Below are 26,269 nucleotides of genomic sequence, written 5' to 3'. Positions count from 1 at the left end.
ATGGCTCGACGTGGAGGCGGTGACTCGGCAGGTGTTCTGTGGCACGGTCACCCGTATTGCAATCCGTAGCCGGGGAGAAACACTCGTCTTGTCCCAGTCCGCCGACGGTCTCGCGAGGCAGGATGTCTCGCCGCTGTATCTCCAGCTCAAGAACAGCCTGACGGAGGCGATCCGGAGCGGGCGCTATGCGCCCGGCGAGCCGGTGCCGACCGAGACGCAGCTCTGCGAGCAGTATGCAGTGAGCCGCATTACCGTGCGGCGGGCGATCAGCGAGCTGCAAGAGGAAGGCCTCTTGGAAAAGCGGCACGGCAAGGGCACCTTCGTGTCCTTCCGTCGCATGGAGACCAGCCTCGTCGACCTCGCCGGCTTTTCGGAGACCTACTCGCTGCGGGGCTACAAGGTCAGCAAGGTGCTTCTCGGGGTCACGGAGGGTGTTGCCGACAGCGCCCTTGCCCAGAAGCTCGCGATCTCAAAGGGGGCGCCGATCCTGACCATCCGGCGGTTGATCATGGCGGCCGAAGCGCCGATGACCATCGAGATCTCGGACTTTCCGCTGGCGCTGTTTCCCGGCCTTGCCGATGAAATTGCCGGCGCCAGCTCGATCTACAAGTTGCTCAAGATCCGCTATGGCCGCGAGGTCCGGCACGCCCGCCGGGTGATCAACGTGCGCCTCGCTGGCCCCGACGAGCGCGAACATCTTCATTGCCGCAGCGGCGAGCCGCTGTTCGAGGTCGAGAAGATCGTGTTCGACGACGCGGGCACCCCGCTACAGCGCTCGCTGCTCCTGACGCCCAGCAATCGGGTCAACTTCGTCATTCAGGTGTAGGCGCCAGCGCGTCGGCAGTCGACGCGCGGGCACGATCGTGGGCGGCTAGAACCGATAGCTGGCGAGACCGAACGGACGCGCGAGCGCGCCATCTCCCTCCTCCAGATTTCGCTCGAGCGCATCGACGGGCGTTGCGACCCTGCCTTCTGGCAAGGCGAGCGAGAAGGCTCCGCGCCGTCCGGCCGCTTCCGACAGGCGCACCACGTAGCCCTCTCCAACCTCGGCCGGCTTCAGCGCATGCAAACGCACCTGCTGACCGGAAAGGCCGATCGGCGCGATGTCGTAGTCGGTATCGGAACGTGCGCTGACGAAGATAGGCGGTGTGGCGAGACAATCGGCCTCGGCTTGCACCGCTTCGCTCCACCAGCGGCCGTCGTGCGGCAGAATCGCATAGACGAAATGGTGACGCCCCTCGTCGGCCAGCATGTCCGGGTACATCGGCCCGCGGATGAGGCTCAGCGTCAACAGGTTGCCCTTGGCCGAGAAGCCGTATTTGTCGGCCGACAGCAGCGCTGCTCCCCAGTCAGTTTCGGACAGCGAGGCGAAGCGGTGGCCGCAGGCCTCGAACTGGGCGCGCTGCCAGGTGGTATTGTCATGAGTTGGCCGGCGGGTGACGCCGATCGCCTGGTCGAACACCGCTTCCTCGGCCAGAACGGTTACTGGGAAGGTGGCGCGCAAATAGGTGCGGCGATCGTGCCAGTCGAGATCGGTCACGACCTCAAGGCGCGGGCTGTTGGCCCAGAGGCGCAGCCGCTGGCGGATGGTACTGGCCGAATGCCGGCGAACGATCTCGACTTCGGCGAGATGCGGCCCCTCCGCCGTCACCCGGCGACTCTCGACCGACAGCCATTCCTCCTCGCCGAGCTCGAATCCGGCTTCGATATCCCAGGCATCGTACTGGCGCGGCAGATCGTTGCGATAGAGCATCAGCCGGTTGCCGGGGCCGTCGAGCAGTTCACGGCTGCATCGCTTGTCGAAGAGGCTTGCGAGGCGGCCGAACTCGTCGAGTGTCACTCTGACGAAGTCGTTCTCCATCACGTTGCCATCCGTCGTGACGGTGCGTGTGCCGGCTGTTCCCATGAAGGCGAGCGACAGAGGGGCAACCGGGCGATCGATGGCCGCGACATAGCCGCCTTCGATCCGTTGCGGCTTGAACCCGGCGGGCAGAGGATCCCGGCTTTCGAGTTGTAGCGCCGTCTTGGCCGAGCCCGAGATATTGGCGAGAAGCACGCCATCGCAGGGGCCCGAGCGTCGGGCAGCGATCGCGGCGAGGCGCTGATGGCCGATGGCCGTGGCATGGTAAACCACGCCGGAAAGCTCCTTTTCGGTCTGCTCGTAGACCTCACGGACCGATGAACCCGGCAGGATGTCGTGGAACTGGTTGCGCAACAGCAGCGTCCAATCGGAGGTGAGGTCGGGCATCTCAGGCGCTCCGCCATCGAGCGCATCGATCACCGACAGCGCCTCGGCGGCGACAAGGCCGGCTTCGGCTCGCCGGTTGAGCTGCTTGACCCGCGCCTGCGTCGTCAGCGTTGCGCGATGGTATTCGAGGTAGAGTTCGCCCCGCCATGTTGGCAGCGCGCTGTTTTCAAGGCTCTTGGCCAAGCCGAGCACATGCGGTTCCAGGGCGCCGTGGCTGACGGTCGGGATCGCCGGCATGGTGTTGAGAAGCGGTAGGGATTCGATCTGATCGGGATCCGGTCCGCCGCCGCCGTCACCCCAGCCGTAGGAGGCGATGACGGTATCGGACAGGTCCTTGCCGCCATGGTTGCGCCAGACCTCCAGGAGGGCGGGCGGCGAGATGGTCATATTGTAGCCTTCATGCGCCGAGGCGTCGAACGTGTGCACGAACACCCGTGAGCCGTCGTTGCCCTGCCAGCGGAACAGGTTGTCGGTCAGCCGATTGGTCTCGTTCCAGGTCACCTTGATGGTCACCAGCGCCTCGATGCCGGCGTGGCGCATGATCTGCGGCATGGCGCCGGTGAAACCGAAGGTATCCGGCAGCCATGCCACCTGGCTGATGCGCCCGAAATGCTTCAGGAAATAGCCCTGTCCCATCACGAACTGGCGCAGGAAGGCTTCCGCCGAGGGCATGTTGGTGTCGCACTCGATCAGCATGCCGCCGATCGGTTCCCATCGCCCTTCGGCGACCCAGCGACGGACTTGCTCGAAAAGGGCAGGGTCTTCCTCTTCGATATGGGCATAGAAAATCGACGACGACTGCAGGAAGCGGAAATCCGGGTGGCGCTTCATCAGTGAGTTGACGCTCGAAAAGGTGCGGACGATCTTGCGCACGGTTTCCGGCTGCGGCCACAGCCAGGCGTAATCGATGTGGGCATGGCCGCTGACCAGCACATTGCCCTGCTTGGGATAGGCGGTGCGTAGCTCGGCGACGAGCTCGTCGAACCGGCGGCTGGCCTCCATCACAGAAGCGATGACCTCGTCGGACAGTGGTACCGGCTCGGATGACGGCTCGAAACTGCGTTCCCAGATGTCGCGTGCCCAGGCGCGATCGGCGAGGCGCGGCCCGATTTCGGAGGTCACTGTCGGCAAGCGCAACCCCGAAACGACGACAGAGGCCGCTTCGAATAGCGACCGCGCCAACTCCTTGTCGTCAACGGCATCGGCCGTCGCTCTCAGTGTCGCGAGCTGGCGGCGCAAATGGCGAACTTCCGGGTAGTACTCGTAGATTTCGGCCATGCCGAGGCGCGGCTCCCGATTGGGGATACCGAACAGCGTACGGGCGGCGGCCTCCACCACGATGCGGAAAGGAACGCCGCGCGGCGCGTCGAACCGGCGATGGCGCGGATTGGCGGAGAAGCTGTCGATGAGGGCTCCGTCGCTGCCGACGAGGCGTACCAGGGACTCACCGCCGAAGTCGAAGCGGAGTTCGACGCCCGGCCCTTCCGGCAGCGTCACCGGCTCGTCGAGTTCGAAGCGATGGATGCCGTGGCGGTCGCCCCATCCCTCACCGATGGCGACCTGTCGCCGCGCGCCGTCAGGGCCGATTTCCAGGAATGGACCGAGATGTCGGCGAGCCTTCAGCTCGAATGCCTCCAGCTCGTCCATCCAGGTAGCGATGTGATGGGAAAGCTGTTCCAGGCTTCTCTGGCGGTCGCGGTAGGGACGCATGTCTGATTTCCAGTCGGTGAGGGTGGACGACTGTCCTTTGGAAGGCGGTCGGGAGGAGGAAAGGGTGGTCGAGACGCGTCAGGCCGTCGCACCCCATCGGGTCGAGCAGGTGAGCGTGATGGTATCGGGTTTGTCGTCCCCGGCCTGATGTCGTTCGATGAGCTCCACCACGGCGTTGATGAAGGCGACATGGTCGAGACTGAGCGTGGTGAGGTCGTTGCAATCCCACGCCGCCATGGCAATGCCATCCTGCCCGACGACGGCAACATCCTCCGGCACCGACTTGCCCAGCACGCGTTTCACGGCGTCGCGGGCGCCGATCGCCATCACGTCGTTGCCGCAGATGATGGCGTCGGTCTTGAAGCGGTGGACCAGCGGCACGGCTTCCTTGAAGCCGCTGTCGTAGGAGTAGGTGCCGGTGGCGTCGGCCACGAAGGCGAGGCCGCGCCGCGCGAGTGCGTCGGCGAACCACTTGCGCCGGAGCTTGTCGATCCAGCTCGAGCTGGTGCCGGAGAGATAGGTGAAACGGCTTTTGCCGTTGGTCGTCAGCCTGTCGACGATCTCGTCCACTGCCGCCGAACCGTCGATACGAATGGCCGAGACATCCTCGTTGTCGAGCGGCTCGAAGGAAACGATGATCGGCTTGGTGGTGGGAAAGATGTCAACAGCGTCGCGCAGCGACACCATGTCGGAGAAGATCACCACATGATCGACCTGATAGGTGGCGGCGAGGCGCATCAGTTGCAAGCGGTCGCTATGGTCGCCGCAGCACAGGATGATCGGCAGCAGCTGCCGCGCCTGAAGGGCGTGAACGAGCAACTGCTGTTCTTCGGCTTCGCAAGGGTTGCCGATGGCATTAACGACCACGGCGACGAGGCGCGATCTCTGATTGTTGAGGGAACGGGCGATGGCGTTCGGCTGGTAGCCGTATTTGCGCGCCGCCGCCAGAATGCGGCTCCGCGTCTCCTCGCCGATGCGGGCATCCGGCGAAAAAGCTCGCGAGATGGTCGCCGACGACACACCGACGAGTTCCGCGAGTTCTTTCGACGTAATGCGCTTCCTGCTCATCGATCCGCCTGCCCCTCATCTCTGCCGATGTGAACCGGGGCGCCGTTTGCCCGTGCCGACGCCTTTATGGCATCCCACAACCGGGCAAATCTCAACCCCATCTCCACCGACCCGGTGTTCTCCATGCTGCCGGCGCGGATGGCAAGAAAGCTTTTGAGGGGATTGTCGAGGATTTCCGCGGTCTCGCGTGGCTGTGACGCCCCGTCCAGAATAAGCTCGCGCCAGCTGCCCCAGGCGTCGATGCGGACGATGGCCTTGGTGAAGAAAAGCGAGATGAACGAGGCGCAGCCCTTCGGCCCCTCTCCCGCCGCCGTCAGCGTCGCCAGAGCGCCGTTGGCGAGGCGGGCGGATACGGCAGTGACGATGTCGACCGGCGCTCCGCGATTGTCCATATAGGCGCCGACGCTGGCGAAATCGGAGTTGGCGAGGAGGCAGACGGTGTTCATCAGGTGAGCGCCGGTGTCGAACATGAAACCGCCGCCGGAGATTTCCGGCTTCTGCTTCCAATGGCCGGCGTAGTTGCTGGCCCAGCTCTCCCAGATCATGCCGGAAATGGCGACCAGTTCCCCGAACTCGCCGGCCAGTGACCGCCTGCGCGTATCGAGCACCAGCGGCGACAGCCCGCCCTGGAACGCGGTGACGATGGTTCCCTTGCCGCGCCTTTGCGCGGCGATCAGCGCCTGGGCTTCGGAAACGGTCGTCACCATCGGCTTTTCGAGAAACAGATCGATGCCGCGCTCGGCAACGGCAACCGCCTGTTCGGCGTGGAAGGCGTGCGGCGTCGAGACGTAGACGATGTCTAGCCTGTCGCCGCAGGTGGCGAGCATGTCTCGATAGTCGGAGAAGCACTGCGGCCGCGCTGCGCCGGCGGCCTCACAAATATCCGCCAGCCTGTCGAGCGAGGCGGGCGAGGTGTCGCTTAGCGCGACGAACTCGATGTCCGGCATCGCCACCCAGCTTGCGGCATATTCGGCCGCCTTCAGGCCTGCGCCGATCACCCCCATCCGCAACCGCGTGATCATTTTGTGAAATCCCCGCATCTCTTTGTGCAAACGTGTACACGGGCGCATTTTTCCTGACAAGTCGATTTTTATCGGGATTTTTCAGTATGTTGTGAGGGGTATCAGACGAAAGGATAGGGTTACTTGTCGATATTGCGAAAACGTGTACACTCCTCGCGACCGACGCTGGAGGGCGCCGGGTCGTCCATCATGGGAGGATTGTCCGTTGAAAAAGACGGTCTTTGGTGGCCTTTGCGCCATCCTGCTTGGCTGCACGTCCACGCTCGTGCAGGCCGAGACGCTCCGTCTGGCCAATCACGGCCAGGCCGGTATCGACGCGATGAAATCGACGGTAGAGCGCATCGAGAAGAAGCTCGGCGTCAAGGTCGAGGTTGTCGAATACCCGGCGCCCGACAAGGACTATCTTTCCAAGCTTCTGACCGAGCTTGGCGCCGGCAATGGTCCGGACCTGTTCTCCATGCCGTCGACGGCCGCCGTGGCCGACATGGTCGAAGCCGGCTATCTCGCGCCGATCACCGCCGAGATCAACGCCTGGGAGGGCTACAAGAACTTCTACGACGTCGCCAAGAAGCTGGCGGTCAGCCCCGACGGCGAGACCTACGTGATGCCCTACATGCTGGGCATCCAGGAGATCTACTATCGCAAGGATGTGCTGGATAAGGCCGGCATTTCCACCGAACAGCCGAAGACCTGGGATGACCTGCTCGTCCGCGCCGAGGAGATCAAGGCCAAGACCGGCGCCTACGGGCTGCTTTTCCCGGCCGGCATCAGCTGGGGATCGGGCGCCTTCGACGAGGGCTTCCAGCATCTGATCGTTGGTTCCAAGACGCCTCAGATCGTCACCGACGACGGCAAGCTCGACCTCACCGGCGAGGGCGTCAAGGACGTGTTCAATGTCTACAAGACGCTGATCGACAAGGACTTGATGCCGGTACAGCCGCTGCTCGGGCCCGAACCCTGGGTGATTCCCAAGTATGAGCAGTTCCCGGCTGGCAAGCTCGTTGCCACCACATGTGGCTCCTGGTGCTACATCTTCGATTGGGGTCGCGAGAGCAAGAACCCGATACCCGACGTGACCGAGGTGGTCGGCACCTGGACCGTTCCCGGCCAGTCAGGCGGCCAGTTCGTGCTCGCCAATCTCGCCGCGCCCTGGGCCGTCAATGCCGACTCGGCCAACGTCGAGCTCGCCAAGAAGGCGCTGCTCGAGATCGGCTCGGTCGAGACGCAGGTCTCCTACGCGGCCCGCATCGGCAACATTCCCGCCAGCAAGGATGCCGCCGCTGACCCCGAGTTCCAGAAGCTCACGGAACTCGTTCCGATCCACGCCGCCGCCGAGAACGGTACGTTCCTGAAGCAGGCGGCCGGCTTCGGCACAGTGGCTGAAGGCGTCGCTCGCGCGACCGACGCTCTGCTGCGCAAGGAAGTCGACGCCGCCGGCGCTCAGAAGATCCTCGTCGACTACGTCAAGGAAACGCTCGGCGACGAAGCGGTGAAGTGAACCTCACTCATCGAACAAGGAGACGCGGGGCCTCGCCTCGCGTCCCCCGGTCTTTCGAACAGCCAAGTGAGACCCATGGCCAAAACGCTCCAGGAACGGCGCGCCGAACGGCAGCTGATGATCGTGCTTCTGCCGTCGCTGCTGCTGCTTTTCGCCTTCGTCATCTATCCGGCCATCTATTCGGTCTATCTGTCGTTCACCAACGAAGCTTTGACTGGCGCCGCCGCCCGTGCGCCGCGCTTCGTCGGCACGCGCAATTACGCGCGCCTCTTCAACGACGCCAAGTTCTGGAACGCCCTGTTCGTCACCTTCGTCTTCGTGCTGGGGTCGGCGATCATCGGCCAGTTCGTTCTCGGCCTCGTTTCGGCCCTGGCTTTGCGCCGTCGCCTCGTCTTCCGCACCTTGTTCTCATCGATCATCCTGTTGCCCAACGCGGCGCCGGAAGTCGTGGCCGGCTTCATGTGGATATCGATGCTGGCCGGAGGCGATCATGCCACGCTTAGCCGCGTCGTTTCCTTCTTCGGCCTGCCGACCGCCGATTGGCTGCAGGTGTTCCCGCTGACCATGATCATCGTGGTCAACACTTGGCGCGGCATCGCCACGGCGATGATCCTGCTCACCGCCGGTCTCAGCACCGTTCCGCAGGAGATCTACGAGGCGGCCCGGATGGATGGTGCCACGCCATCGCAAATGTTCCGCCGCATCACCGTGCCACTGATGATGCCGACCATTCTTCTTTACATGCTGATCTCGACAGTCTCGACGATCGCCGTGTTCGGCCTCGTCTATGCGTTGACCCGTGGCGGCCCCGGCGGCGCCACCGAACTCATCAGCATCTACATCTACAACCAGTCGTTCACGGCCTACCAACTCGGCTATGGCGCGGCGGTGGCGGTGATCGCCCTGCTGGTGTCGCTGATGCTCGGCATCGCCTACGTTCGCGCCGCCAAGGTGGAGATCTGACATGTCCGTGGCTCCCCCCGGCGAATCCGCCAACCGCCTTCGCGGCGACCTGATGGCCTATGCGACGCTGTCGCTGATCTCCATCTTCTGCGCCGTTCCGTTTTTCTGGCTGTTGATTGCCTCCTTCGACGGCAACGCCCAGCTGTTCCTGCGCTGGCCGGAAACCTGGACCTTCGCCAACTACCTGCGCGTCTTCGCCAAGGAAGATGGCGCCAAGTGGCTGTTCAACTCGCTGTTCGTCGTGGGCTCCGCTACGCTTCTCGTGATGGTCCTTTCAGGGCTCGGCGGCTATGCGTTGTCGCGAACCCGCGCCTGGTGGAAACTGCCCTTCCTCTACGCCATCCTGCTCATCCGCGTGCTGCCGTCGACGGCGCTGATCGTGCCGCTCTACAAGTTCCTGCTGACGCTGAATAACGCCGAAAGCGCCCTGCTGCGCCCCATCTTCGGCAGCGCCACGCGCGACATCATGCGCTGGACCGGTTTCATCGACGGCTATCTCGGCCTGATCCTGGTGCTCGCCACCATGCAGCTGCCGCTGTCGCTGTGGATCATGAAGACCTTCTTCGACGGTCTGCCGCGCGATTACGAGGAAGCCGCCCTGATGGACGGCGCCACCATGATCCAGCGCATTCGCAGGGTGCTGGTACCGCTGGCCCTGCCGGGCCTCGCCGCCTCCGGCCTGTTCGCCTTCATGTCGGCCTGGGGCGATTTCCTGTTGCCGCTCATCCTGCTGTCGTCGCCGGAACTGCAGACGCTGCCGCTCGGTCTCTTCCGCGCCTTCCTGCGCATCAACGAGATCGACTATGGCCTGCTGACGGCCCTTGCCTTCATCTACCTGGTTCCAGCCGTCGTCGCCTTCGGCTTCGCGCGCCGCTTCCTCGTCCAGACCTTCTCGGGTGGCGTGAAGGGGTGAGACCAAACAAGAGTTCGAGCCAATGATTCACCTCAACAACGTCCGCAAGTTCTACGGCGCGCTGGAAGTCATCAAGGGCGTCGACGTGACCGTCGACGATGGCGAGTTCGCGGTCTTCGTCGGTCCATCGGGCTGCGGCAAGTCGACGCTGCTGCGGATGATCGCCGGTCTAGAGGGCATCGACAGCGGAGACCTGGTGCTGAACGGCACGCGCATCAACGACGTGCCGCCCGACAAGCGCGGTATCGCCATGGTCTTCCAGTCCTATGCGCTCTATCCGCACATGACGGTGGCCGAGAACATCGGCTTCTCGCTGAGCCTCAAGAAGGTGGCGCCGGCCGAGATCCGCCGCCAGGTCGAGGAAGTCGCCGAGATCCTGCAACTGCGCGAGTTGCTCGACCGGCGGCCGGGCGCACTGTCCGGTGGTCAGCGTCAGCGCGTCGCCATCGGTCGCGCCATCATCAAGAAACCGTCGCTGATCCTGTTCGACGAGCCGCTGTCCAACCTCGACAGCGCGCTGCGCGTGCAGATGCGCGCCGAGTTGCAGCGACTTCATCGCGAGCTGTCCGCCACCGTCGTCTACGTGACGCACGACCAGGTGGAAGCCATGACCATGGCTGACAAGATCGTCGTGCTCAACCAGGGCACCGTCGCCCAGGCCGGCCCGCCGATGGACCTCTACCACCGGCCGGACAACGAGTTCGTTGCCACCTTCATCGGCTCGCCGAAGATGAACGTCCTGCCGGTCACCATGACCCGCGAGGGCTCGGAGAGCATCCATCTTGCCGGTCCGCTCGGCATGGCGTTGACGCTGGCCGACGCGAACGCCCCGCTTCCCGATGGCGCCGCCAAGCTGGGCGTGCGGCCCGAACATCTCAGGGTGGTCGCTGAGGAAGCGGCCCATTTCATTGCCGAGGTGGCGATCGTCGAGCGGCTGGGTGTCGAGACCTATCTCACCGTCGGTTCGATCGATCAACCGATCGTCGTCCGCGTCGAGGGCGACGTCACCTTCCGCCCGGGCGACCGGGTGCCGCTCGCCGCCGATCCCACCGCCTGCCACATCTTCAGCGCCGACGGGCGGATCCTCCGCTCCGCCAACGCTGCCTGATCCGAAGAGGAACGCATGTCCATCAAGGTAACCATCTGGAACGAGGGCCGTCACGAACAGGTCCACAAGGCGGTGAGCGACATCTATCCCGACCGCATCGACGGCGCGATCGCCAAGGGCATTGCCCAGGCCGATTTCGAGATCCGTCGCGGCACGCTCGACGATCCCGACGAAGGACTGCCGCAGAGCCTTCTTGAGGATACCGACGTTCTGCTCTGGTGGGGGCACATGGCCCATGACGACGTCAGCGACGGCCTGATCGACCGCGTGCAGCAGCGCGTGCTCAGGGGCATGGGCCTCGTGGTGTTGCACTCGGGCCATCATTCCAAGCTGTTCAAGCGGCTGATGGGCACCAACTGCAATCTCTCTTGGCGCGAGATGCCGGAAGGCGACCTCGAACGCGTCTGGGTCGTCAATCCGTCACATCCGATCGCCGAGGGCCTGCCGCCCTATTTCGAGGTGGCGGCCTCAGAGATGTATGGCGAGCCCTTCGACATTCCCCAGCCGGACGAGATCGTCTTCATGTCCTGGTATTCCGGCGGCGAAGTGTTCCGATCCGGCTGTACCTTCCAGCGCGGTCGTGGCCGCATTTTCTATTTCAGTCCCGGCCACGAGACCTTCCCGATCTACCACGATCCGATGGTTCACAAGGTCATTTCCAACGGCATTCGCTGGGTGAAACAGACCCACACCGACGGCCGCATCCTCGAAAACTGGCACCGCGCCGAACCGCTGCACCCGAGGCCAAGAGCGAAAGGGTGATCGACCGGCCGTCGCATCGGTGACCTGGTGTTCTTTCCGGGAACCGATGGTTTCAGGCAGCAGGCATCTCGGCGGCCAGGGAAAGGCGGGTTTTCAAGGAGAATACGGCGAGCAGTCCTCCGTTTCCATAACCCGCCTTTTCGCCGAAATTCGTTGACGACCTTCGCTGCTGAGTAGATGCATTGTCGCAACAATGGCTCTAGCCCAGAAGCAAAGATGCAGTTCGAACGTTCCGCCATAGACGGCCTGTTTGTTGTTGTTCCCCATCGCCACGGTGACAGTCGCGGTTATTTCGTCGAGACGTTTCGCGAGGACCTGTTCTCGGCAGCTGTCGGTCCTGTTCATTTCGTTCAGGACAACCAGTCGATGTCGGCCGAGGTCGGCACGGTGCGCGGCCTGCATTTCCAGCTGAACCCACGGGCGCAGGGCAAGCTGGTCCGCTGCCTCGTCGGCTCAATCCTCGACGTGGCCGTCGACATCCGCCGGGGATCGCCGACCTATGGCCAGCACGTGAAGGTCGAGCTCTCCGCCGACAACGGCCAGCAGCTCTGGGTGCCGCCGGGCTTCGCGCACGGCTTCTGCACGCTCGAACCCAACACCGTCATCGCCTACAAGGTGACCGACTATTACAGCCCCGAGCATGATCGCGGCCTGCGCTGGAACGATCCGGCGCTCGCCATCGACTGGCCGGTGGCCGAGGATAAGGCAATCCTGTCGGCCAAGGACCGTGTGCAGCCGCTTCTTTCAGAACTCGATGCCGATTTCATCTACGCCGGCTGAGCCTTCCTCCGGCCAATTCCTTTTTGTCATTCTCCGACGCAAGGTGGTTTCATGCGCGTTCTCGTCACCGGCGGCGCCGGCTTCATCGGATCGGCGGTCGTCCGCCATCTCGTGCTCGTCAGGGGCTATGAGGTGCTCACCGTCGACAAGCTCACCTATGCCGGCACGCTCACCTCGCTGCGCGCCGTTGACAACCACCCGAACCACCGTTTCCTCAAGGCCGATATCTGCGACCGGCAAGCGATCACTGAAGCCTATGACAGCTTCCGGCCCGATAGGGTGATGCATCTCGCCGCCGAGAGCCATGTCGATCGCTCGATCACCGGCGCTCGCGACTTCGTCGAGACCAATGTCATCGGCACCTTCACCATGCTGGAGGCGGCACGCCATTACTGGACAGGTCTGTCGGCCGAGGACAAGGCCGCCTTCCGCTTCCTGCACGTGTCGACCGACGAGGTCTACGGCTCGCTCGGGGCGCAGGGGCTGTTCACCGAGGAGACGCCTTACGATCCCTCTTCGCCCTATTCGGCCTCGAAGGCGTCGTCGGATCACCTCGCCAAGGCCTGGCAGCGCACCTACGGGCTGCCGGTGGTGGTCTCCAACTGCTCCAACAACTACGGCCCCTATCACTTCCCCGAGAAGCTGATCCCGCTGATGATCCTCAACGCGCTGGAGGGCAAGCCGCTGCCGGTCTACGGCACCGGCGCCAATATTCGCGACTGGCTCTACGTCGAGGATCATGCCCGTGCCCTCGATCTGATCGCCGAGCGTGGCCGCCCCGGCGAGACCTACAACGTCGGCGGCCGCAACGAGCGCAGGAACCTCGACGTCGTCCAGCGGATCTGCGCCCTGATGGACAAGTACCATCCGGCCGGCGGGCCGCACGATCGCCTGATCACCTACGTTGCCGATCGCCCCGGCCACGACGCCCGCTACGCCATCGACGCCACGAAGCTGGAGACCGAACTTGGCTGGAAGGCTGAGGAGACCTTCGACAGCGGCATCGACAAGACGGTTGAGTGGTACCTCGCGAACGACTGGTGGTGGGCGCCGCTGCGCAAGGGCTATGACGGCAGCCGCCTGGGTCTGCTGAAGCCGGAAGAGGTGAAGGCATGACCCGCCGCATCCTGGTGACCGGCACCGAAGGGCAGGTGGTCGGCTCGCTCGTCGAGGCGGCGGCCGGGCGCCACGACATCGAGCTCACGCTGATCGGCCTGCCCGAGCTTGACCTCACCGCCACCGACAAGATCGTCCCGGCGATCGAGGCGCTCAGGCCCGACGTCATCCTGTCGGTCGCCGCCTATACGGCGGTCGATGCGGCGGAGGGCGACGAGGCGACGGCGCTGGCTGTGAACGGCACGGCGGTGGGCGAGATCGGCACGGCGGCGGCCCGTCTCGGCGTGCCCGTGGTGCATCTCTCCACCGACTACGTGTTCTCAGGCGACAAGCCCTCTCCTTATGTCGAGACGGATCCGACGGGGCCGCTCAGCGCCTACGGCCGCACCAAGCTGGCCGGCGAGCTGGCGCTGGCCGCTGCCACGCCCAACCACGCCGTTCTCCGGACGGCCTGGGTCTACTCCCCCTTCGGCAAGAACTTCGTCAAGACCATGCTGCGCCTCGGCGAGACGCGCGACAGCGTCGCCGTCGTCGCCGATCAAGTCGGCAACCCCACCTCCGCCCTCGACATCGCCGACGGCCTGCTCAAGGTGGCCGACAACCTCATCGCATCAAACGATCCGGCACTCCGTGGCACCTTCCACATGACGGGTCGCGGTGAGACGAGCTGGGCGGGCTTTGCGGCGGAGATCTTCCGCCTGTCGGCCACGCTCGGCGGCAAGCCCGTGACGATCGATCCGATCCCCACCAGCGCCTATCCGACGCCGGCAAAGAGGCCGGGCAACTCGCGGCTCGATTGCGGCAAGCTGGAGTGGCTGCACGGCGTGCGCTTGCCGGACTGGCAGGGCTCGACGGAGCTGGTCGTCCGGCGGCTCCTCGCCGGCTGACGCTCGCAGCCTTTTTGGCACCACTCGATTTGAGACGGATATTTTGAAGGAGTTCGTTTGATGAAGGGGATCATTCTGGCCGGCGGCTCGGGCACGCGGCTCCATCCGATGACGCTGGTGACGTCCAAACAGCTGATGCCGGTCTACGACAAGCCGATGATCTATTATCCGCTGTCGACGCTGATGCTGGCCGGCATCCGCGACATCCTGATCATCTCGACGCCGCACGACCTGCCGAGCTTCCAGCGCCTCTTGGGCGATGGGTCGCAATGGGGCATCTCGCTCAGCTACGCCGAGCAGCCGTCACCGGACGGCTTGGCGCAAGCCTACATCATCGGCGCCGACTTCGTCGGCTCCGAGCCGTCCTGCCTGATCCTCGGCGACAACATCTTCTACGGCCACGGCCTCACCGACCTGTTCGCTAGCGCCGCCTCGCGCCCGGTGGGGGCGACGGTGTTCGCCTACCACGTCACCGATCCCGAGCGCTACGGCGTGGTCGAGTTCGACGGCACGATGAAGGCATTGTCGATCGAGGAGAAGCCGGCCAAGCCGAAGTCTCAGTGGGCGGTGACCGGGCTCTACTTCTACGACAAGGATGTCGTCGAGATCGCCGCCAACCTCAAGCCGTCGCTGCGCGGCGAACTCGAAATCACCGACGTCAACAAGGCCTATCTCGAACGAGGCAAACTCAACGTCGAGCTGATGGGCCGCGGCTACGCCTGGCTCGACACCGGCACGCCCGACAGCCTGCTCGAAGCCGGCGACTTCGTCGGCACCCTCCAGCGTCGCCAGGGCATCAAGATCGCCTGCCCCGAGGAAATCGCCTTCCGCAACGGCTTCATCGATCGCAACCAACTGGAGACGCTCGGCAGGAAGCTCGGAAAAAGCGAGTACGGAAGATACCTCCTGAACCTCGCCCCCCTGCCGCGCCGCTGAACCGTGACCGGTTTGCTTCACGGAAGACAGTTTGGCTGGATGTGGTTGACACTGTGCCGTAATTGAAAGTACCATTAGCTATTAGTCTTAGACGGGCTCGGCTTGAATGGTTCCGTATAGGACCATGGCTTTTATGTTTCAGAATTGGCGCAGTAAGTTCGGGGATTTATTGCGGCGATCCAAAGTTGAGTTTGGTGTTGCATCGTGCCTGCGCCAGCCTGAACGATGACTGATTGGTTTGTGACTCTGACGTCGGCATTTGTGCTTTCGCGAAAAGTGGCGCGATAATTGCTTTAAGTTATTTGGTGATCGCAATGACTCCGCAGGAGTTTCATTTGGGATCAAGGGGTGTGCGGTAATCGCAAAAAGGGGCCTTATGGAAAGTTCGTTGTCCCAAGAGGCTGCTGACATATCGGGGTCTGCTTCGGATCGACCATTGGAGGGCGAGCGTTGGTTCGCCGCCATGACCCAGCCGCAGCGAGAGGGGGTCGCCGTCGACAACCTTCGCCGCCAGGGCTTCCACACATTCTCTCCCCTTGAAAAGGTGGTGCGCCGCCACGCGCGCAAGACGATTGCGACGACGGCGCCTGTTTTTCGTGGCTATGTCTTCGTCCGGATGGATCCGACGCGGGCGCGCTGGCGCTCCATCAACGGAACGCTGGGCGTCCGGTCCCTGGTGGCCAACGGCGCCTCTCCCTTGCCGATCAAGCCGGGCGTCGTGGAAACCCTGGTCGCCTCCACCAACGGCGAGGGTATTCTCGAGTTCATCGATCCGTTGCAGCCTGGAACGATAGTGCGCCTCAGGGCGGGGCCATTCGCCGACGAGCTCGGGGTGATCGAACGGCTCGATGGCGGTGGCCGATTGGTGTTGTTGATGAGTTTGATGAGTGGCCAGGTGCGCGCGGGTGTCTCTCGCGACATGGTCCTGAAGGTGGCCTGACCGGCTGCTAGCTGTTGCGTTGATAGCCTCCGTTCGAGGCGTGGGAGAGCGATCCTGCGGCTGTTCGTATGTGGCGATAATGAATTTGGTCCGCGTGAAGCGATTTCACCCGGAGTGCGGTAGCTTTTGTCTGGGTAAGGCCGCCGGCATGTTTCGAGATTTGGCCTTGTTTGCGGCGCGGCCTACGTTTTGAAGTCATCGGATTGGAGTATCGATTTTGAAGATCGTGATGATTGGTTCTGGCTACGTCGGCCTTGTATCGGGAACGTGCTTTGCCGATTTCGGCCATGACGTGGTCTGCATGGACAAGGCGGTGGAGAAGATCGAGGCGCTGGAGCGTGGCGAGATCCCGATCTACGAGCCGGGGCTGGATGCGCTGGTCGCCGCCAACGTCAAGGCGGGGCGTCTGACCTTCACCACCGATCTTGCCGGCCCGGTGGCCGAGGCCGACGTGGTGTTCATCGCCGTCGGCACGCCGTCCAGGCGCGGGGATGGCCATGCCGACCTCAGCTATGTCTACGCGGCAGCCCGCGAGATCGCCGCGGCGGTCAAGGGCTTCACCGTGGTGGTCACCAAATCGACCGTGCCGGTCGGCACCGGCGACGAGGTCGAGCGCATCATCCGCGAGACCAACCCCGAGGCCGACGTCGCCGTCGTCTCCAACCCGGAGTTCCTGCGCGAGGGCGCCGCCATCGACGACTTCAAGCGGCCAGACCGCATCGTCATCGGCTACGAGGACGAGCGGGCCAGGGAAGTGATGACCGAGGTCTACCGGCCGCTCTATCTCAACCAGGCGCCGCTTCTGTTCACCAAGCGCCGCACCTCCGAGCTGATCAAGTATGCCGGCAACGCCTTCCTCGCCATGAAGATCACCTTCATCAACGAGATCGCCGATCTCTGCGAGAAGGTGGGCGCCGACGTGCAGCAGGTGGCGCGCGGCATCGGCCTTGATGGCCGCATCGGGGCGAAGTTCCTGCATGCCGGCCCCGGCTACGGTGGTTCGTGCTTCCCCAAGGACACGCTGGCGCTGGTCAAGACCGCCCAGGACTATGACAGCCCGATCCGCCTGATCGAGACCACCGTGGCGGTGAACGACACGCGCAAGCGGGCCATGGCGAGGAAGGTGGTCCAGGCGGTGGGCGGCGAGGTGCGCGGCAAGACGATTGCCGTGCTCGGCCTCACCTTCAAGCCGATGACCGACGACATGCGCGACAGCCCGGCGATCTCCATCATCCAGGCACTGCAGGATGCCGGCGCCAAGGTCCGCGGCTTCGATCCCGAGGGCATGGACAATGCCAGGAAGCTGATCGACAACATCGCCTATGTCGGCAGTGCCTACGAGGCGGCCGAGGGAGCCGATGCGCTCTGCATCGTCACCGAGTGGAACGAGTTTCGCGCCCTCGACTTCCCCCGCCTCAAGGGCGTGATGAAGGCACCGGTGCTGGTCGACCTCAGGAACATCTATCGCCCCGAGGAGATCGAGAAGCACGGGTTCTTTTATGAGCGAGTTGGGAATGGGGGGCGGAGAAAAAGAATTTCGTCGGGATGTAGCGTATAATCAACGGGTGGAATCTTTCTAGTAAACTGTACCTTGCGCTTCTGCAAAATAAGAGATTCTGATGCGTAATAAATTAGTATATATTTCGACACGCTGGCCGTGGCCGATCAGATCTGGTCGTGAATTTATGATTTCGCAAGGTTTAAATGCATTGAACATAGATTATGATATTACATACGTATACATAGGAGAAAAGTATCCACCAGAGATTCCGAAAATAATAAAAGACGTTGTCGTGCTGAAACCGCCGTCGCCGCTCCAGGTTTTGGTAAATCTGATATCTCGCAGATCTGCGGCGTTGCAGGAGGCTTTGTTCTATTCTCCTCAGAATGGGAGAGAATGTTCCGACATCGTTAAGGCCGTCAAGCCCGATATTCTAATATGCGATATGGTTCGTACGGCTAGCTATGCATTCCGTGTGCGCGATGACACCAGTGGACAATGCCCTTTAATCGGTTGCGACATGGACGATTTGTTATCCCGGCGATATAAGCAGTTACAAACATCGGCCACGAAGGTTGATTTTTTCGGCACCTACGATCGTAGTATCTTCTGGTCGTTTATAGAACCAATGCTGGCGCTAGCAAGAAATCTAGTTCTGCGTCAGGAGGCAAGGCGGATGGCTCGCCGAGAGTTGATGGTTGGTCGAAGCTTTGATTTCGTCTACCTAGTTTCAAAACATGAGGCGAATCTACTTGAATATAATTGCCCGCAGGGTAGAATTATCCATTTCCCGCCTGCAATCGAACTGAATCACATCTCGCGGAGAACGAGAGAAGACAATACTGACCCGGCGTCAACTCCTCCATATCTTCGGGTCGGTTTTATCGGCGACATGCGAACATCTGTTAATCAAAACGCCGCACTTTTTATTCTTGATAAGTTAAGTCCAGTGATGGCGTCACGAAATATAAGCTTGATATTTGCCGGCCGCGCTCCCAAGTTTCTAGTGGAACGCTTCAAGTCCGCAAACGTAAATTACATGGGTTTTGTGACGAAGGTGGATGATTTCTACGGTTCTATCGATCTTTTGCTTGCGCCATATCAATCTGGTACGGGAATAAAGATCAAGATAATTGAAGCGATGGCTTACGGTGCGGTCGTGCTCACAAACAGTATTGGCGTCGAAGGGCTGGATGCGCGTGCAGGCTGCGAGTTTTTGATCGCCGAGACTGTAGATGCATACTTGGACGCGCTGGATCTGGCGCGATTGCCCGGGATTCGTACTGAACTCTCGCGCAATGCCCGAGCCTACATTGATGCGAGTCATTCGTTAAATGACGTCACTAAATCCCTGCTGAGCTTCCTAAGGGCGTTACGCAAGGCAAACGAGCTAGCGGCGGCGAAGGAGGCTGGCCCCACCGGACAAACACCAATTAGTTGCGGCAATAGTGCACTTCGGCCGCCAAGCTGCAATCCGTTTTAGGAGGCCATGTCGTGCTGCCCATAATTCTTATCGATGGCCGTGAGGTAGACAAGAAGCGTGGAATCGGCCATTTTACTCGCGAGCTGCTTTTTCACTTAAGTCAACTGCAGCCAACGTTGCCGTTTCGTTTCGTTTGTATTGTGCCGCGCGAACAAGCCGCCAAATATGCGTCTCTCTTGCCTAATATAAGATTCATAATGGGTTCAGGGCTCATAGGCGCGGTACTTTGGGAGCAGATCCTTGTTCCCGTCACCGCGCGGTCGCTTAACGCCGCCTTCGTAATCTGCCCGAACAACACTTATCCCTTGGTGACCCTTGGCCAAACTCGGCGAATCATTGTTCTACACGACCTCATATTCTTGCATTGGTGGCGTATCGCCGGCCCACTAAAACTGAAGGTCGGCAATCTATATCGATCTTTAGTTATTCGCTGGATTCGGCAGAGTGATCTTTTCATTACCGTGAGCCAGCACTCGGCGAAACTTATCTGGCGACACTTGTGCGTTCGTGCGACGGTCTGCCCGAATTCCTGCGATCATCTACGCTCAATATTGGTCGGAGCTAGGCCCTACCCACACACAAAGCGCTATTTACTACATATCGGCGGAGACGCTTCTACGAAGAATACACTGCGGGTCATCGAGGCATTTATGGCTGCTCGAACGCGGCTCGGGAGTGCTGCTCCGGATCTCATAGTCCTCGGGACGTCTCCGCAGTTTGCGGCGAAGAACTTCTCGGGATACGGCGGTGTCGGTATAAAGCCGCTTCACGGAGTTGCAGACGAGGTGAAGTGCAGCCTGCTTATCGGTGCGGTAGCGGTCCTGTTTCCATCGCTGAAGGAGGGATTCGGCTTGCCTATTATCGAAGCCCATGCGGCGGGAAAAACGGTTATTACTTCGAATCGTCACCCGATGGTGGATCTTGTACAGCCAGGGGACCGGGTTGTGGATCCTTTGTCCGTCTCATCTATTGCTGATGCAATTGTCAATGTTTGCTTCGCGTCACAGACTCCGGAGAATCTACCCCCTCCGATAGCTACTAGCCAGACCAAAGGCGTGCTTAGCAGTTTCTTTCAAAACCTCGCTCGGGATATTGAAGAAACCAGTTGATGGTTGCCCTAGCCAGGTTCGGCGAGCTGCCGACCGTCAAGGACGCGGCCCCCTTCTCATGCACATGGCGATACGGCTAAGCAGATCCTGCGAGTGTAACTTGGTTCGAGATGAAACGCCAACCTCAAATTGAGTACTCGGAACGCACGGGAGCTATTATGTCGCAGACGCGAGTCAGCAGTTCCGGAGCCTACCTAAACATTCTGGGCAATCTTGTCGGCTCAATCGGGCCAGCTGCGATTTCGCTCCTGACTGGCATTTATCTTGATAATTCAAATTACGTGGAATTTACGTACAAATTTTCGGTCGCAAGTATATTGACAATAATGTGCTTCGAATGGGCGCGTCTATTGTTTGGATCTCTTATTCTGGAAGGCGAGCCCTATAGGGTTATTCAGATAATAGTTGCAACAAACAGTGTCATGGCGTCATTAGCTTTAGTTATAATATATTTCTACGGTGGTGTTGCGGGGCCTATAGTTTCTTCTCTGCCCATTCTACTGCTCTATTGTCTTGGAAGTGCTAGTGCTGACCATTTGGTATATCTTGATCGACTATTGGGAAGCTCGCTCGCTGCGTTATATGTTCAAATCGCCAAGGCGCTGATGATCACTATTCCTGTCATATTTGCGCTGGTTGTATTTGGAACGTCGCAAGGGGTATGGACTCTACTTGGTTTCGGCGGTGTCCTATCTTTAGCAATGGTTAGCTTCCTCACGAAACCCTGGACTGCCAAACGCGGGGACTTTGCGCTGTTTGCCCAACCACACCTGCGCTTACGCGCCGTTACTTTCGGCGCGGTAGCGATTCCAAACATTCTGGCGGTCTTCGGAGAGCGAATCGTGCTTATTGCGCTGCTGCCGTCATCCTTTGCGCCGGGTTATCTGTTCGCGATCGATGTAGCGTTTCGCATCTATTCAATCTACGGCGGGGCTGTCAGCAACTATTTCCTATCGCTCAGGCGTCAGAATCGCTTCGGTAGCCGCAATATCGTTATCTACGGTTCGCTGCAAGTGCTGCCTGCTGTCGTGTTCGGGGCGTTGCTGCCTGTGTTTCAGTCTGACCTTATCCGTCTGATCTATAGCGCCAGCCAGAAGCAGGTCAGCCCCATGGCATTGAGTCTCTCTCTGTGTTATGGAACGTTATACTTGCTGCGCAACATGCTGTTCGAAGCTATTTTCTTCGCAGCTGGGAACCCGCGTCAGATGGTTAACAATAGTCTTTTGGTTCTTGGCTGCTCATCGGCTGTATGGATATCGGCTTACGTGCTCGATATCCCGTTCCTTTCAGCATTTGGTGGTGTAATTGGTAATTCGGTAGCTATTGGGCTTTCATTTTACCTGTTGCGTAGTGAGAAATACATAGGGCCGCTCGCCTTTGCCTGCGTAATTGTGCTCGTAACGATCGCTGGTCAGGCAGTCTTCGGAGCGCTAAGTCCACTCTCGGTGTCCCCGGTTGTGGCCGTTGTCGCTTTTGGCGTATGCATCGCGGCCTTTTGTGTCGGTTTCGCTATGCTGATCCGTTGTGTACGATGATCCGGCCGGGGCAATTGGCCCATACATTCGCCATTTGCGGAAGGCAAATGACCTCAACGTCGACATCAATCGCTAGGCCACGCACCATACTGCCAGAGTCGCCGAGTGCCGGCCATCAGCTTCAAGCAAAAGATGCCAAATGTCCCAATGCTGCGCTACGTCTCCAGGTCGAGCGATCAAACCTCGCACTGGGCTAATTCTTGTGATTATTGTTCTGCTTTACGATTGTTTTGCGGGTTTCGTGCGCTTTGCATTGAGCTCGCTCGGCCTAACCCTACTAATATACGCGGTTCTTGCTTCAGCTTTGTCGTACTCGATGTTTACGATGTTTCAGCGTGCGCAAAGTCAGCGAAGAGATAGTTTTATATGTATAATCTTGCTATTCTATATGATATATAGTGCCGCCGTCGGCCGCACGCCATTTGAAATATTCTTCTCACTGTATGTCGTCGGGGCGTTTTTTCTCGGCCTTGTTACGTCGCCATCAACGTTCCACTTTTTTACGACGCGGCTGTCGATCCTAATATGGATCACCGCTGTCATCGGCGTGTCGATCAACTCGGTGGTCGAAATGCCATGGGCAGGGACCTCGTTTATTGTCAACGATGTGGTGACAGTGACTTCGCGTGTTTGGGAGGATTTTGGTGTCAGCCGTCTGGCAGGTTTTGCGCGATCAAGCGACAATGCCGCTAATCAAATAGCGATTACTGCTGTCGCATTGCTTTGTCTAACGACCAGTGTTATTTCGTTCGCTGGTGTAGCAACGATCTCGACGTACGTTATCTACCTGACAACGTCAAAGGGACCGCTGCTTGCCTTTCTGATCTGCGTGGTGATGGCAGCTTGCTATCACTGGCTACGTTTCGCCCACAAACCCAGGCACTTTAAGCTACTTACTCTTGTCCTCGGCCTCACCGCCATCATCATTATGATTCTACTTCCCCTGTTTCCGGCAACGGCTTTGAACCAACTCAACAGTTTTCTTGGTGGAGTGGGTAATACAACGAACTCATTCAAAGTGCGTCTGACGGAGATGTGGCCCAACGCGTTCCTTCTTGTTGAGTTGGACCAGAACCCGATCGAGTATATCTTCGGGCGTGGTATAGGTGGAATCGGCGCAGTACAGTTCGTTGGCCGATATCTGCACCCGAACTCGGCCGATAACCTGTTTGTATTTCTGTATGTCTCAGTTGGCCTATTCGCGTTGCCGCTGCTGACAATGCTCTTACTGTCTCTCGCTAGAACACAACCGCAGATGCCGGCTATATCAGCGGCGGTCGCACTAATGCTCCTTTACACGCTCATAGCCTGCATTACCAATGGGGGACTTGAGACAATAGTCATTGCCTTTGTGCTAGGCTACGGAATGTCGGCCCAACGCAACTGATCTGCTATGTCGTCAAGGTATATCCCAACTCGGCTAGGAGTGTGAAATGTTTTCCCCTATCAAGCCGCCGTATATGGGGTTGTTATTTGGATAGGTTGTGCGCCCGCCCAATCAAGCCGAAGAATTTCATATATCGGGATCAGTAACCGACAGAGTGGGTATAGTCATATATGTGGCCATGACTCTATTTATTCTATCAACCCTCTTATAGGCAGCTCCCTTGACAATTATCCACCGGTCAATCCAGGGAGGGACGAGGCCAGTCTCTTCCGCTTTAATCATCAAGGATGTTGACGACATGAGTCAGTCTATTCCCCGCCGCGTGCGCATTATGCAATTCTCCTCCCTGTGGCGGGAGTATCGAATTGGGGGAGCGGAGGCCACCGCGGAGGAGATCGCGAAGCAATACGTGCGAATGGGTAATGCCGTGACGGTCGTAACGTCTGTGCCGCGACGTCCTTGCCCTGTACGACGTCGCGATGGTTATCGACTTATTGAGCTACGCTCGCGCAATGTCTACTGGCGCTTCGGTAATGCCCAGCACAGCCTGCCCTTTCAGATACTGTGGTATCTGGTATCTATGCTGTCATTCTATCGAGTGGTCGAGTTCCTGCGACTCATCTGGCGCGTGAGGCCTGACTTCATACAATTGCATGTCATAGAGGAGTTCTCGCCCTGGCTATTGGTAGCGTGCCGGCTGAGTGGTGTGCCAACGCTGCAGGTCAACCACGACTATTTCTCAATGTGCGTGCGCGGCAGCATTTTTCGTCGCGGCCAAGAGTGCAAGAATACTTGCGCTATGTGTAAGCCGCAGTACTATCTCCGTAAGCGGATGTCTCGGAAGATTGACTGCCAGGTCTTTATAAGTGCAGCCCAGAGAAGAATTTTCTTGCAACGTGGCCTCTTAACGAACAGAAGAAGTTGCGTGATCTATAATGGCATCATGCACGACCCAAAACTGTTACCAGAGGGCCGGCTGTTCTCGTCGCTCGAGGCTTTGCGTGTCGGCTATATTGGTCGAATTACGCCTGAGAAAGGACTGGACCAGTTTATTGACGCGGCGCGCTTCTTCGCCGAGAATAGAATTCCAGCAACCTTCTTAATTGCGGGCAACGGCCCCGCCGACTATGTAGCTACGCTACATCAACGCTTACCGGACAATGCCAAACTGATCGGGTTTCAGAACGCCATCGAGTTTCTGAAATCCGTCGACATCTTCGTAATGCCGTCTCTATGGCCTGAACCATTTGGACGCGTCACCGCAGAGGCGCTCTATTGTCAGTCCGCATTGGTGGCGAGCGATGTTGGCGCTTCAGCGGAACTTGCCAAGTTCTTTACGCATAGTCGTTTGTTCAAGATGGGAGATGCGCGTGATCTTTACAGGGCATTGCTGGAGATTCGGACGGCGTGTGCTGGTCAGATGCGACACTATAGGGACCCTGTTGCTGTGCGCGAACTCTTGTCAGTTGAACGCCAGTGTAAAGAGTTACTCGCTCAAATGAGAATCATATTGACGGAGCGGTAAATATTACATCGAATCGTCCCCTGTTTAAGCTAAGTTGAAAGAGTTGCCTTTGGCCTGTGGGGAACTTGATTCAAGGGGCCTTCTGAGTGGAGGCTATCTATCCGGGTGATTTGAGTGACGCTATGCGGAAAATTGTTTGATCACTGCTGTCTACTGACAAGCGCAATGGTTGACTCCGTAACGGCTCAAGCCGGTCTCGGGCTGCGAGCGAAAGAGGCGAACTCATGAGAACGCTCTTGGTCCAAAGATGCGTTCTCGACTTTGTCGCGACTGATGGATGGAACGCTCTTTCTGACTCCCTCGGCGTGTAAGGCATCCTTCTAGCCATGCTGGTCGCATAACTAGAAGGATTGCAATCGACTAGAGCTTCGGTGCCGAGAATGTTCGCTCTAGTCTGTTGGGGCGCGCGATACTACCGATAATACTACCACGGAAGATTCGCATCGAGCCACTGCGTGCTCCGGACTACATGTCCAAGGATTGCGCCTGAATTGCCAAAACTCTCGCAGCGCTATTGCTCAGGGGGCCTAATCTGCAGCGATCGCCAGCCGGCCCTTGATCGCAAAGAGTTGATAACGCCCTGATTGTAGATGACGTGAGTAGACCGTTGAGTGGGCCTTTGTAAAGACCTGCGACTTTCATCTTATCTTGTAGCGCGTAAACGAAAGCATTCTCGTTAGCCCAACGGAGAGAGTTAAGCATACCCAATTGGAGCGGTGCTGGCGCATCCCAGATACGCTTTGACACCGCCGCAAATGCCTTACTATCGGCCGCTGCGGCAGCTTCAATTAACACTTTTTCTTGCATCAAACTGTTGGGATCATAAGCCGCTGCATAGCGGTCAATAAGGCGAGCGGCAGTCGCTGGCGATTTTCGGACTACTTCGCCGCGACCATTCCTATAAAGCGTCACTAGAGCACGAGCGGCCTGGCGATTTCCGGCCTCCGCCGCATCGGTCAACAGCTTTATGGCCATTTGCGGCGCCTTGGGGAGTCCCCCTCTGCCGCTCATGTACGCGTCCGCTAACGCTGGTGCAGCTCCCTCAACCCCAAGTTCTTCAGCTTTACGCAACGTTATCACGCCTAATGTTGTATCTGAGAGTGAGCCAAACCTCTTATTGAGATGTCCATCCGCCAGCGCTAACATACTCAATCCATGGCCTGCGAGAACGTTTTGCTTCAAGAGAGCCAGGGCGCGCTGAGGATTCCTTGGTATACCCTTCCCGCCGTCACGATTTATGATGGCGAGCTGGTAACGTGCGGCCATGCTACCCTTTGTAGCGGCGTCCTCATAGAGTTGCAGAGCACGTTCTTTGTCAGTGGCTACATACTCTCCATTATAGAGAACAGTCGCTAGCTTGAGCGTTGCATTTAGGTCTCCCATGGCGATGCCCTGCTCAAGCAGGTCTATAGCTCTGTCCACATCGCGCGGCTGACCAATACCTTGCAAGGCGGCGTCCGCAAGGCTGGTAAAGGACGACTTCGATCCCGCCTCGACCGCTTTCTGGAACAGCTCTGTTGCCTTGGTGCCATCAGCAGGCACTACCGTTCCGTCGCGATAGAGTTCACCAAGGCGAATATAGGCCGAAATGTTGCCTTCATCTGCCGCGCGCTGCAGAAAGTCGATCGCCTTCTGGCCGTTGACAGGAACCGCGCCGCCACGCGTATAGAGATCGCCAAGTTGATAGAGCGCGTTGGCGTTGCCACTTTCGGCGACTTCTTGGATCAGAGCGAGGCCCTTATCTACATCGGCCGGAACGTTCTGCCCTTTCGCGAGCA

The 26,269-nt window shown here is 59.6% G+C and carries 21 protein-coding genes; 17 read left to right on the top strand and 4 right to left on the bottom strand.

The window, feature by feature from the left end:
• Positions 1 to 88: 88 nt before the first annotated feature.
• Positions 89 to 826, top strand: a complete 738-nt coding sequence (locus M4J39_RS22435; protein ID WP_251730732.1) for a GntR family transcriptional regulator — start codon at positions 89 to 91, stop codon at positions 824 to 826.
• Between the two features lie 45 nt (positions 827 to 871).
• On the opposite strand, the gene M4J39_RS22430 is transcribed toward M4J39_RS22435, so the two are convergent.
• From M4J39_RS22430 to M4J39_RS22420, 3 genes are all read right to left on the bottom strand, one after another.
• A complete protein-coding gene (locus M4J39_RS22430; RefSeq protein WP_251730731.1) occupies positions 872 to 3,958 on the bottom strand; it encodes a glycoside hydrolase family 38 C-terminal domain-containing protein in 3,087 nt (1,028 codons plus the stop codon).
• Between the two features lie 78 nt (positions 3,959 to 4,036).
• Positions 4,037 to 5,026: a LacI family DNA-binding transcriptional regulator gene (locus M4J39_RS22425; protein ID WP_251730730.1), complete on the bottom strand. Its 990-nt coding sequence runs from the start codon at positions 5,024 to 5,026 to the stop codon at positions 4,037 to 4,039.
• Positions 5,023 to 6,048, bottom strand: coding sequence for a Gfo/Idh/MocA family protein (locus tag M4J39_RS22420; RefSeq protein WP_251730729.1), 1,026 nt, complete (start codon positions 6,046 to 6,048; stop codon positions 5,023 to 5,025). The genes M4J39_RS22425 and M4J39_RS22420 overlap by 4 nt, the downstream gene beginning before the upstream one ends.
• A gap of 205 nt (positions 6,049 to 6,253) precedes the next feature.
• Here M4J39_RS22420 and M4J39_RS22415 point away from each other — a divergent pair, with 205 nt between their 5' ends.
• From M4J39_RS22415 to M4J39_RS22340, 16 genes are all read left to right on the top strand, one after another.
• Positions 6,254 to 7,546 (top strand): ABC transporter substrate-binding protein, encoded by a 1,293-nt coding sequence (locus M4J39_RS22415; RefSeq protein ID WP_251730728.1) that lies wholly within the window; start codon positions 6,254 to 6,256, stop codon positions 7,544 to 7,546.
• A 75-nt stretch (positions 7,547 to 7,621) separates the two neighbouring features.
• Positions 7,622 to 8,509: a carbohydrate ABC transporter permease gene (locus M4J39_RS22410; protein WP_251730727.1), complete on the top strand. Its 888-nt coding sequence runs from the start codon at positions 7,622 to 7,624 to the stop codon at positions 8,507 to 8,509.
• Position 8,510: 1 nt separating this feature from the next.
• Positions 8,511 to 9,422, top strand: coding sequence for a carbohydrate ABC transporter permease (locus M4J39_RS22405; RefSeq protein WP_251730726.1), 912 nt, complete (start codon positions 8,511 to 8,513; stop codon positions 9,420 to 9,422).
• Between the two features lie 22 nt (positions 9,423 to 9,444).
• Positions 9,445 to 10,530 (top strand): ABC transporter ATP-binding protein, encoded by a 1,086-nt coding sequence (locus M4J39_RS22400; protein ID WP_251730725.1) that lies wholly within the window; start codon positions 9,445 to 9,447, stop codon positions 10,528 to 10,530.
• Between the two features lie 15 nt (positions 10,531 to 10,545).
• The gene (locus M4J39_RS22395; RefSeq protein ID WP_251730724.1) at positions 10,546 to 11,292 is read left to right on the top strand and encodes a ThuA domain-containing protein; all 747 of its coding nucleotides are present in this window, start codon (positions 10,546 to 10,548) and stop codon (positions 11,290 to 11,292) included.
• Between the two features lie 216 nt (positions 11,293 to 11,508).
• Complete coding sequence (gene rfbC / locus M4J39_RS22390; RefSeq protein ID WP_251730723.1) at positions 11,509 to 12,072, top strand: dTDP-4-dehydrorhamnose 3,5-epimerase; 564 nt, start codon at positions 11,509 to 11,511, stop codon at positions 12,070 to 12,072.
• A gap of 51 nt (positions 12,073 to 12,123) precedes the next feature.
• Positions 12,124 to 13,188, top strand: a complete 1,065-nt coding sequence (gene rfbB, locus M4J39_RS22385; protein ID WP_251730722.1) for a dTDP-glucose 4,6-dehydratase — start codon at positions 12,124 to 12,126, stop codon at positions 13,186 to 13,188.
• Positions 13,185 to 14,075, top strand: a complete 891-nt coding sequence (gene rfbD, locus M4J39_RS22380; protein WP_251730721.1) for a dTDP-4-dehydrorhamnose reductase — start codon at positions 13,185 to 13,187, stop codon at positions 14,073 to 14,075. Before rfbB ends, rfbD begins: the two co-directional genes overlap by 4 nt.
• Before the next feature lie 60 nt (positions 14,076 to 14,135).
• Positions 14,136 to 15,011, top strand: a complete 876-nt coding sequence (gene rfbA / locus M4J39_RS22375) for a glucose-1-phosphate thymidylyltransferase RfbA (RefSeq protein WP_251730720.1) — start codon at positions 14,136 to 14,138, stop codon at positions 15,009 to 15,011.
• A 436-nt stretch (positions 15,012 to 15,447) separates the two neighbouring features.
• Complete coding sequence (locus M4J39_RS22370) at positions 15,448 to 15,951, top strand: transcription termination/antitermination protein NusG (RefSeq protein WP_251730719.1); 504 nt, start codon at positions 15,448 to 15,450, stop codon at positions 15,949 to 15,951.
• Between the two features lie 217 nt (positions 15,952 to 16,168).
• Positions 16,169 to 17,509: a UDP-glucose/GDP-mannose dehydrogenase family protein gene (locus M4J39_RS22365; RefSeq protein WP_251730718.1), complete on the top strand. Its 1,341-nt coding sequence runs from the start codon at positions 16,169 to 16,171 to the stop codon at positions 17,507 to 17,509.
• A gap of 61 nt (positions 17,510 to 17,570) precedes the next feature.
• A complete protein-coding gene (locus tag M4J39_RS22360) occupies positions 17,571 to 18,935 on the top strand; it encodes a glycosyltransferase family 4 protein (protein ID WP_251730717.1) in 1,365 nt (454 codons plus the stop codon).
• Positions 18,936 to 18,946: 11 nt separating this feature from the next.
• Positions 18,947 to 20,044, top strand: coding sequence for a glycosyltransferase (locus M4J39_RS22355; RefSeq protein WP_251730716.1), 1,098 nt, complete (start codon positions 18,947 to 18,949; stop codon positions 20,042 to 20,044).
• Between the two features lie 158 nt (positions 20,045 to 20,202).
• Positions 20,203 to 21,579, top strand: coding sequence for a hypothetical protein (locus M4J39_RS22350; protein WP_251730715.1), 1,377 nt, complete (start codon positions 20,203 to 20,205; stop codon positions 21,577 to 21,579).
• 325 nt (positions 21,580 to 21,904) lie between these two features.
• Positions 21,905 to 22,966: an O-antigen ligase family protein gene (locus M4J39_RS22345; RefSeq protein ID WP_251730714.1), complete on the top strand. Its 1,062-nt coding sequence runs from the start codon at positions 21,905 to 21,907 to the stop codon at positions 22,964 to 22,966.
• Positions 22,967 to 23,264: 298 nt separating this feature from the next.
• Entirely contained in the window at positions 23,265 to 24,491 is a 1,227-nt protein-coding gene (locus tag M4J39_RS22340; protein ID WP_251730713.1) for a glycosyltransferase, read from the top strand.
• A 465-nt stretch (positions 24,492 to 24,956) separates the two neighbouring features.
• Here M4J39_RS22340 and M4J39_RS22335 read toward each other — a convergent pair.
• Positions 24,957 to 26,269, bottom strand: a 1,313-nt coding sequence (locus tag M4J39_RS22335) for a tetratricopeptide repeat protein (RefSeq protein ID WP_251730712.1), incomplete at its 5' end; no start/stop codon positions are given.

Source organism: Pleomorphomonas sp. NRK KF1, assembly GCF_023721755.1.
Taxonomy (GTDB): domain Bacteria; phylum Pseudomonadota; class Alphaproteobacteria; order Rhizobiales; family Pleomorphomonadaceae; genus Pleomorphomonas.
This window is presented reverse-complemented; position numbering and strand designations above follow the sequence as displayed.

What these genes read in the sequence shown, in the direction of transcription:
- M4J39_RS22430 (WP_251730731.1), bottom strand. Translation starts at nt 3,958, where the DNA reads ATGCGTCCCTACCGCGACCGCCAGAGAAGCCTGGAACAGCTTTCCCAT.
- M4J39_RS22425 (WP_251730730.1), bottom strand. Translation starts at nt 5,026, where the DNA reads ATGAGCAGGAAGCGCATTACGTCGAAAGAACTCGCGGAACTCGTCGGT.
- M4J39_RS22420 (WP_251730729.1), bottom strand. Translation starts at nt 6,048, where the DNA reads ATGATCACGCGGTTGCGGATGGGGGTGATCGGCGCAGGCCTGAAGGCG.
- M4J39_RS22410 (WP_251730727.1), top strand. Translation starts at nt 7,622, where the DNA reads ATGGCCAAAACGCTCCAGGAACGGCGCGCCGAACGGCAGCTGATGATC.
- M4J39_RS22405 (WP_251730726.1), top strand. Translation starts at nt 8,511, where the DNA reads ATGTCCGTGGCTCCCCCCGGCGAATCCGCCAACCGCCTTCGCGGCGAC.
- M4J39_RS22400 (WP_251730725.1), top strand. Translation starts at nt 9,445, where the DNA reads ATGATTCACCTCAACAACGTCCGCAAGTTCTACGGCGCGCTGGAAGTC.
- M4J39_RS22395 (WP_251730724.1), top strand. Translation starts at nt 10,546, where the DNA reads ATGTCCATCAAGGTAACCATCTGGAACGAGGGCCGTCACGAACAGGTC.
- rfbC (WP_251730723.1), top strand. Translation starts at nt 11,509, where the DNA reads ATGCAGTTCGAACGTTCCGCCATAGACGGCCTGTTTGTTGTTGTTCCC.
- rfbB (WP_251730722.1), top strand. Translation starts at nt 12,124, where the DNA reads ATGCGCGTTCTCGTCACCGGCGGCGCCGGCTTCATCGGATCGGCGGTC.
- rfbD (WP_251730721.1), top strand. Translation starts at nt 13,185, where the DNA reads ATGACCCGCCGCATCCTGGTGACCGGCACCGAAGGGCAGGTGGTCGGC.
- rfbA (WP_251730720.1), top strand. Translation starts at nt 14,136, where the DNA reads ATGAAGGGGATCATTCTGGCCGGCGGCTCGGGCACGCGGCTCCATCCG.
- M4J39_RS22360 (WP_251730717.1), top strand. Translation starts at nt 17,571, where the DNA reads ATGCGTAATAAATTAGTATATATTTCGACACGCTGGCCGTGGCCGATC.
- M4J39_RS22350 (WP_251730715.1), top strand. Translation starts at nt 20,203, where the DNA reads ATGTCGCAGACGCGAGTCAGCAGTTCCGGAGCCTACCTAAACATTCTG.
- M4J39_RS22345 (WP_251730714.1), top strand. Translation starts at nt 21,905, where the DNA reads ATGTTTCAGCGTGCGCAAAGTCAGCGAAGAGATAGTTTTATATGTATA.
- M4J39_RS22340 (WP_251730713.1), top strand. Translation starts at nt 23,265, where the DNA reads ATGAGTCAGTCTATTCCCCGCCGCGTGCGCATTATGCAATTCTCCTCC.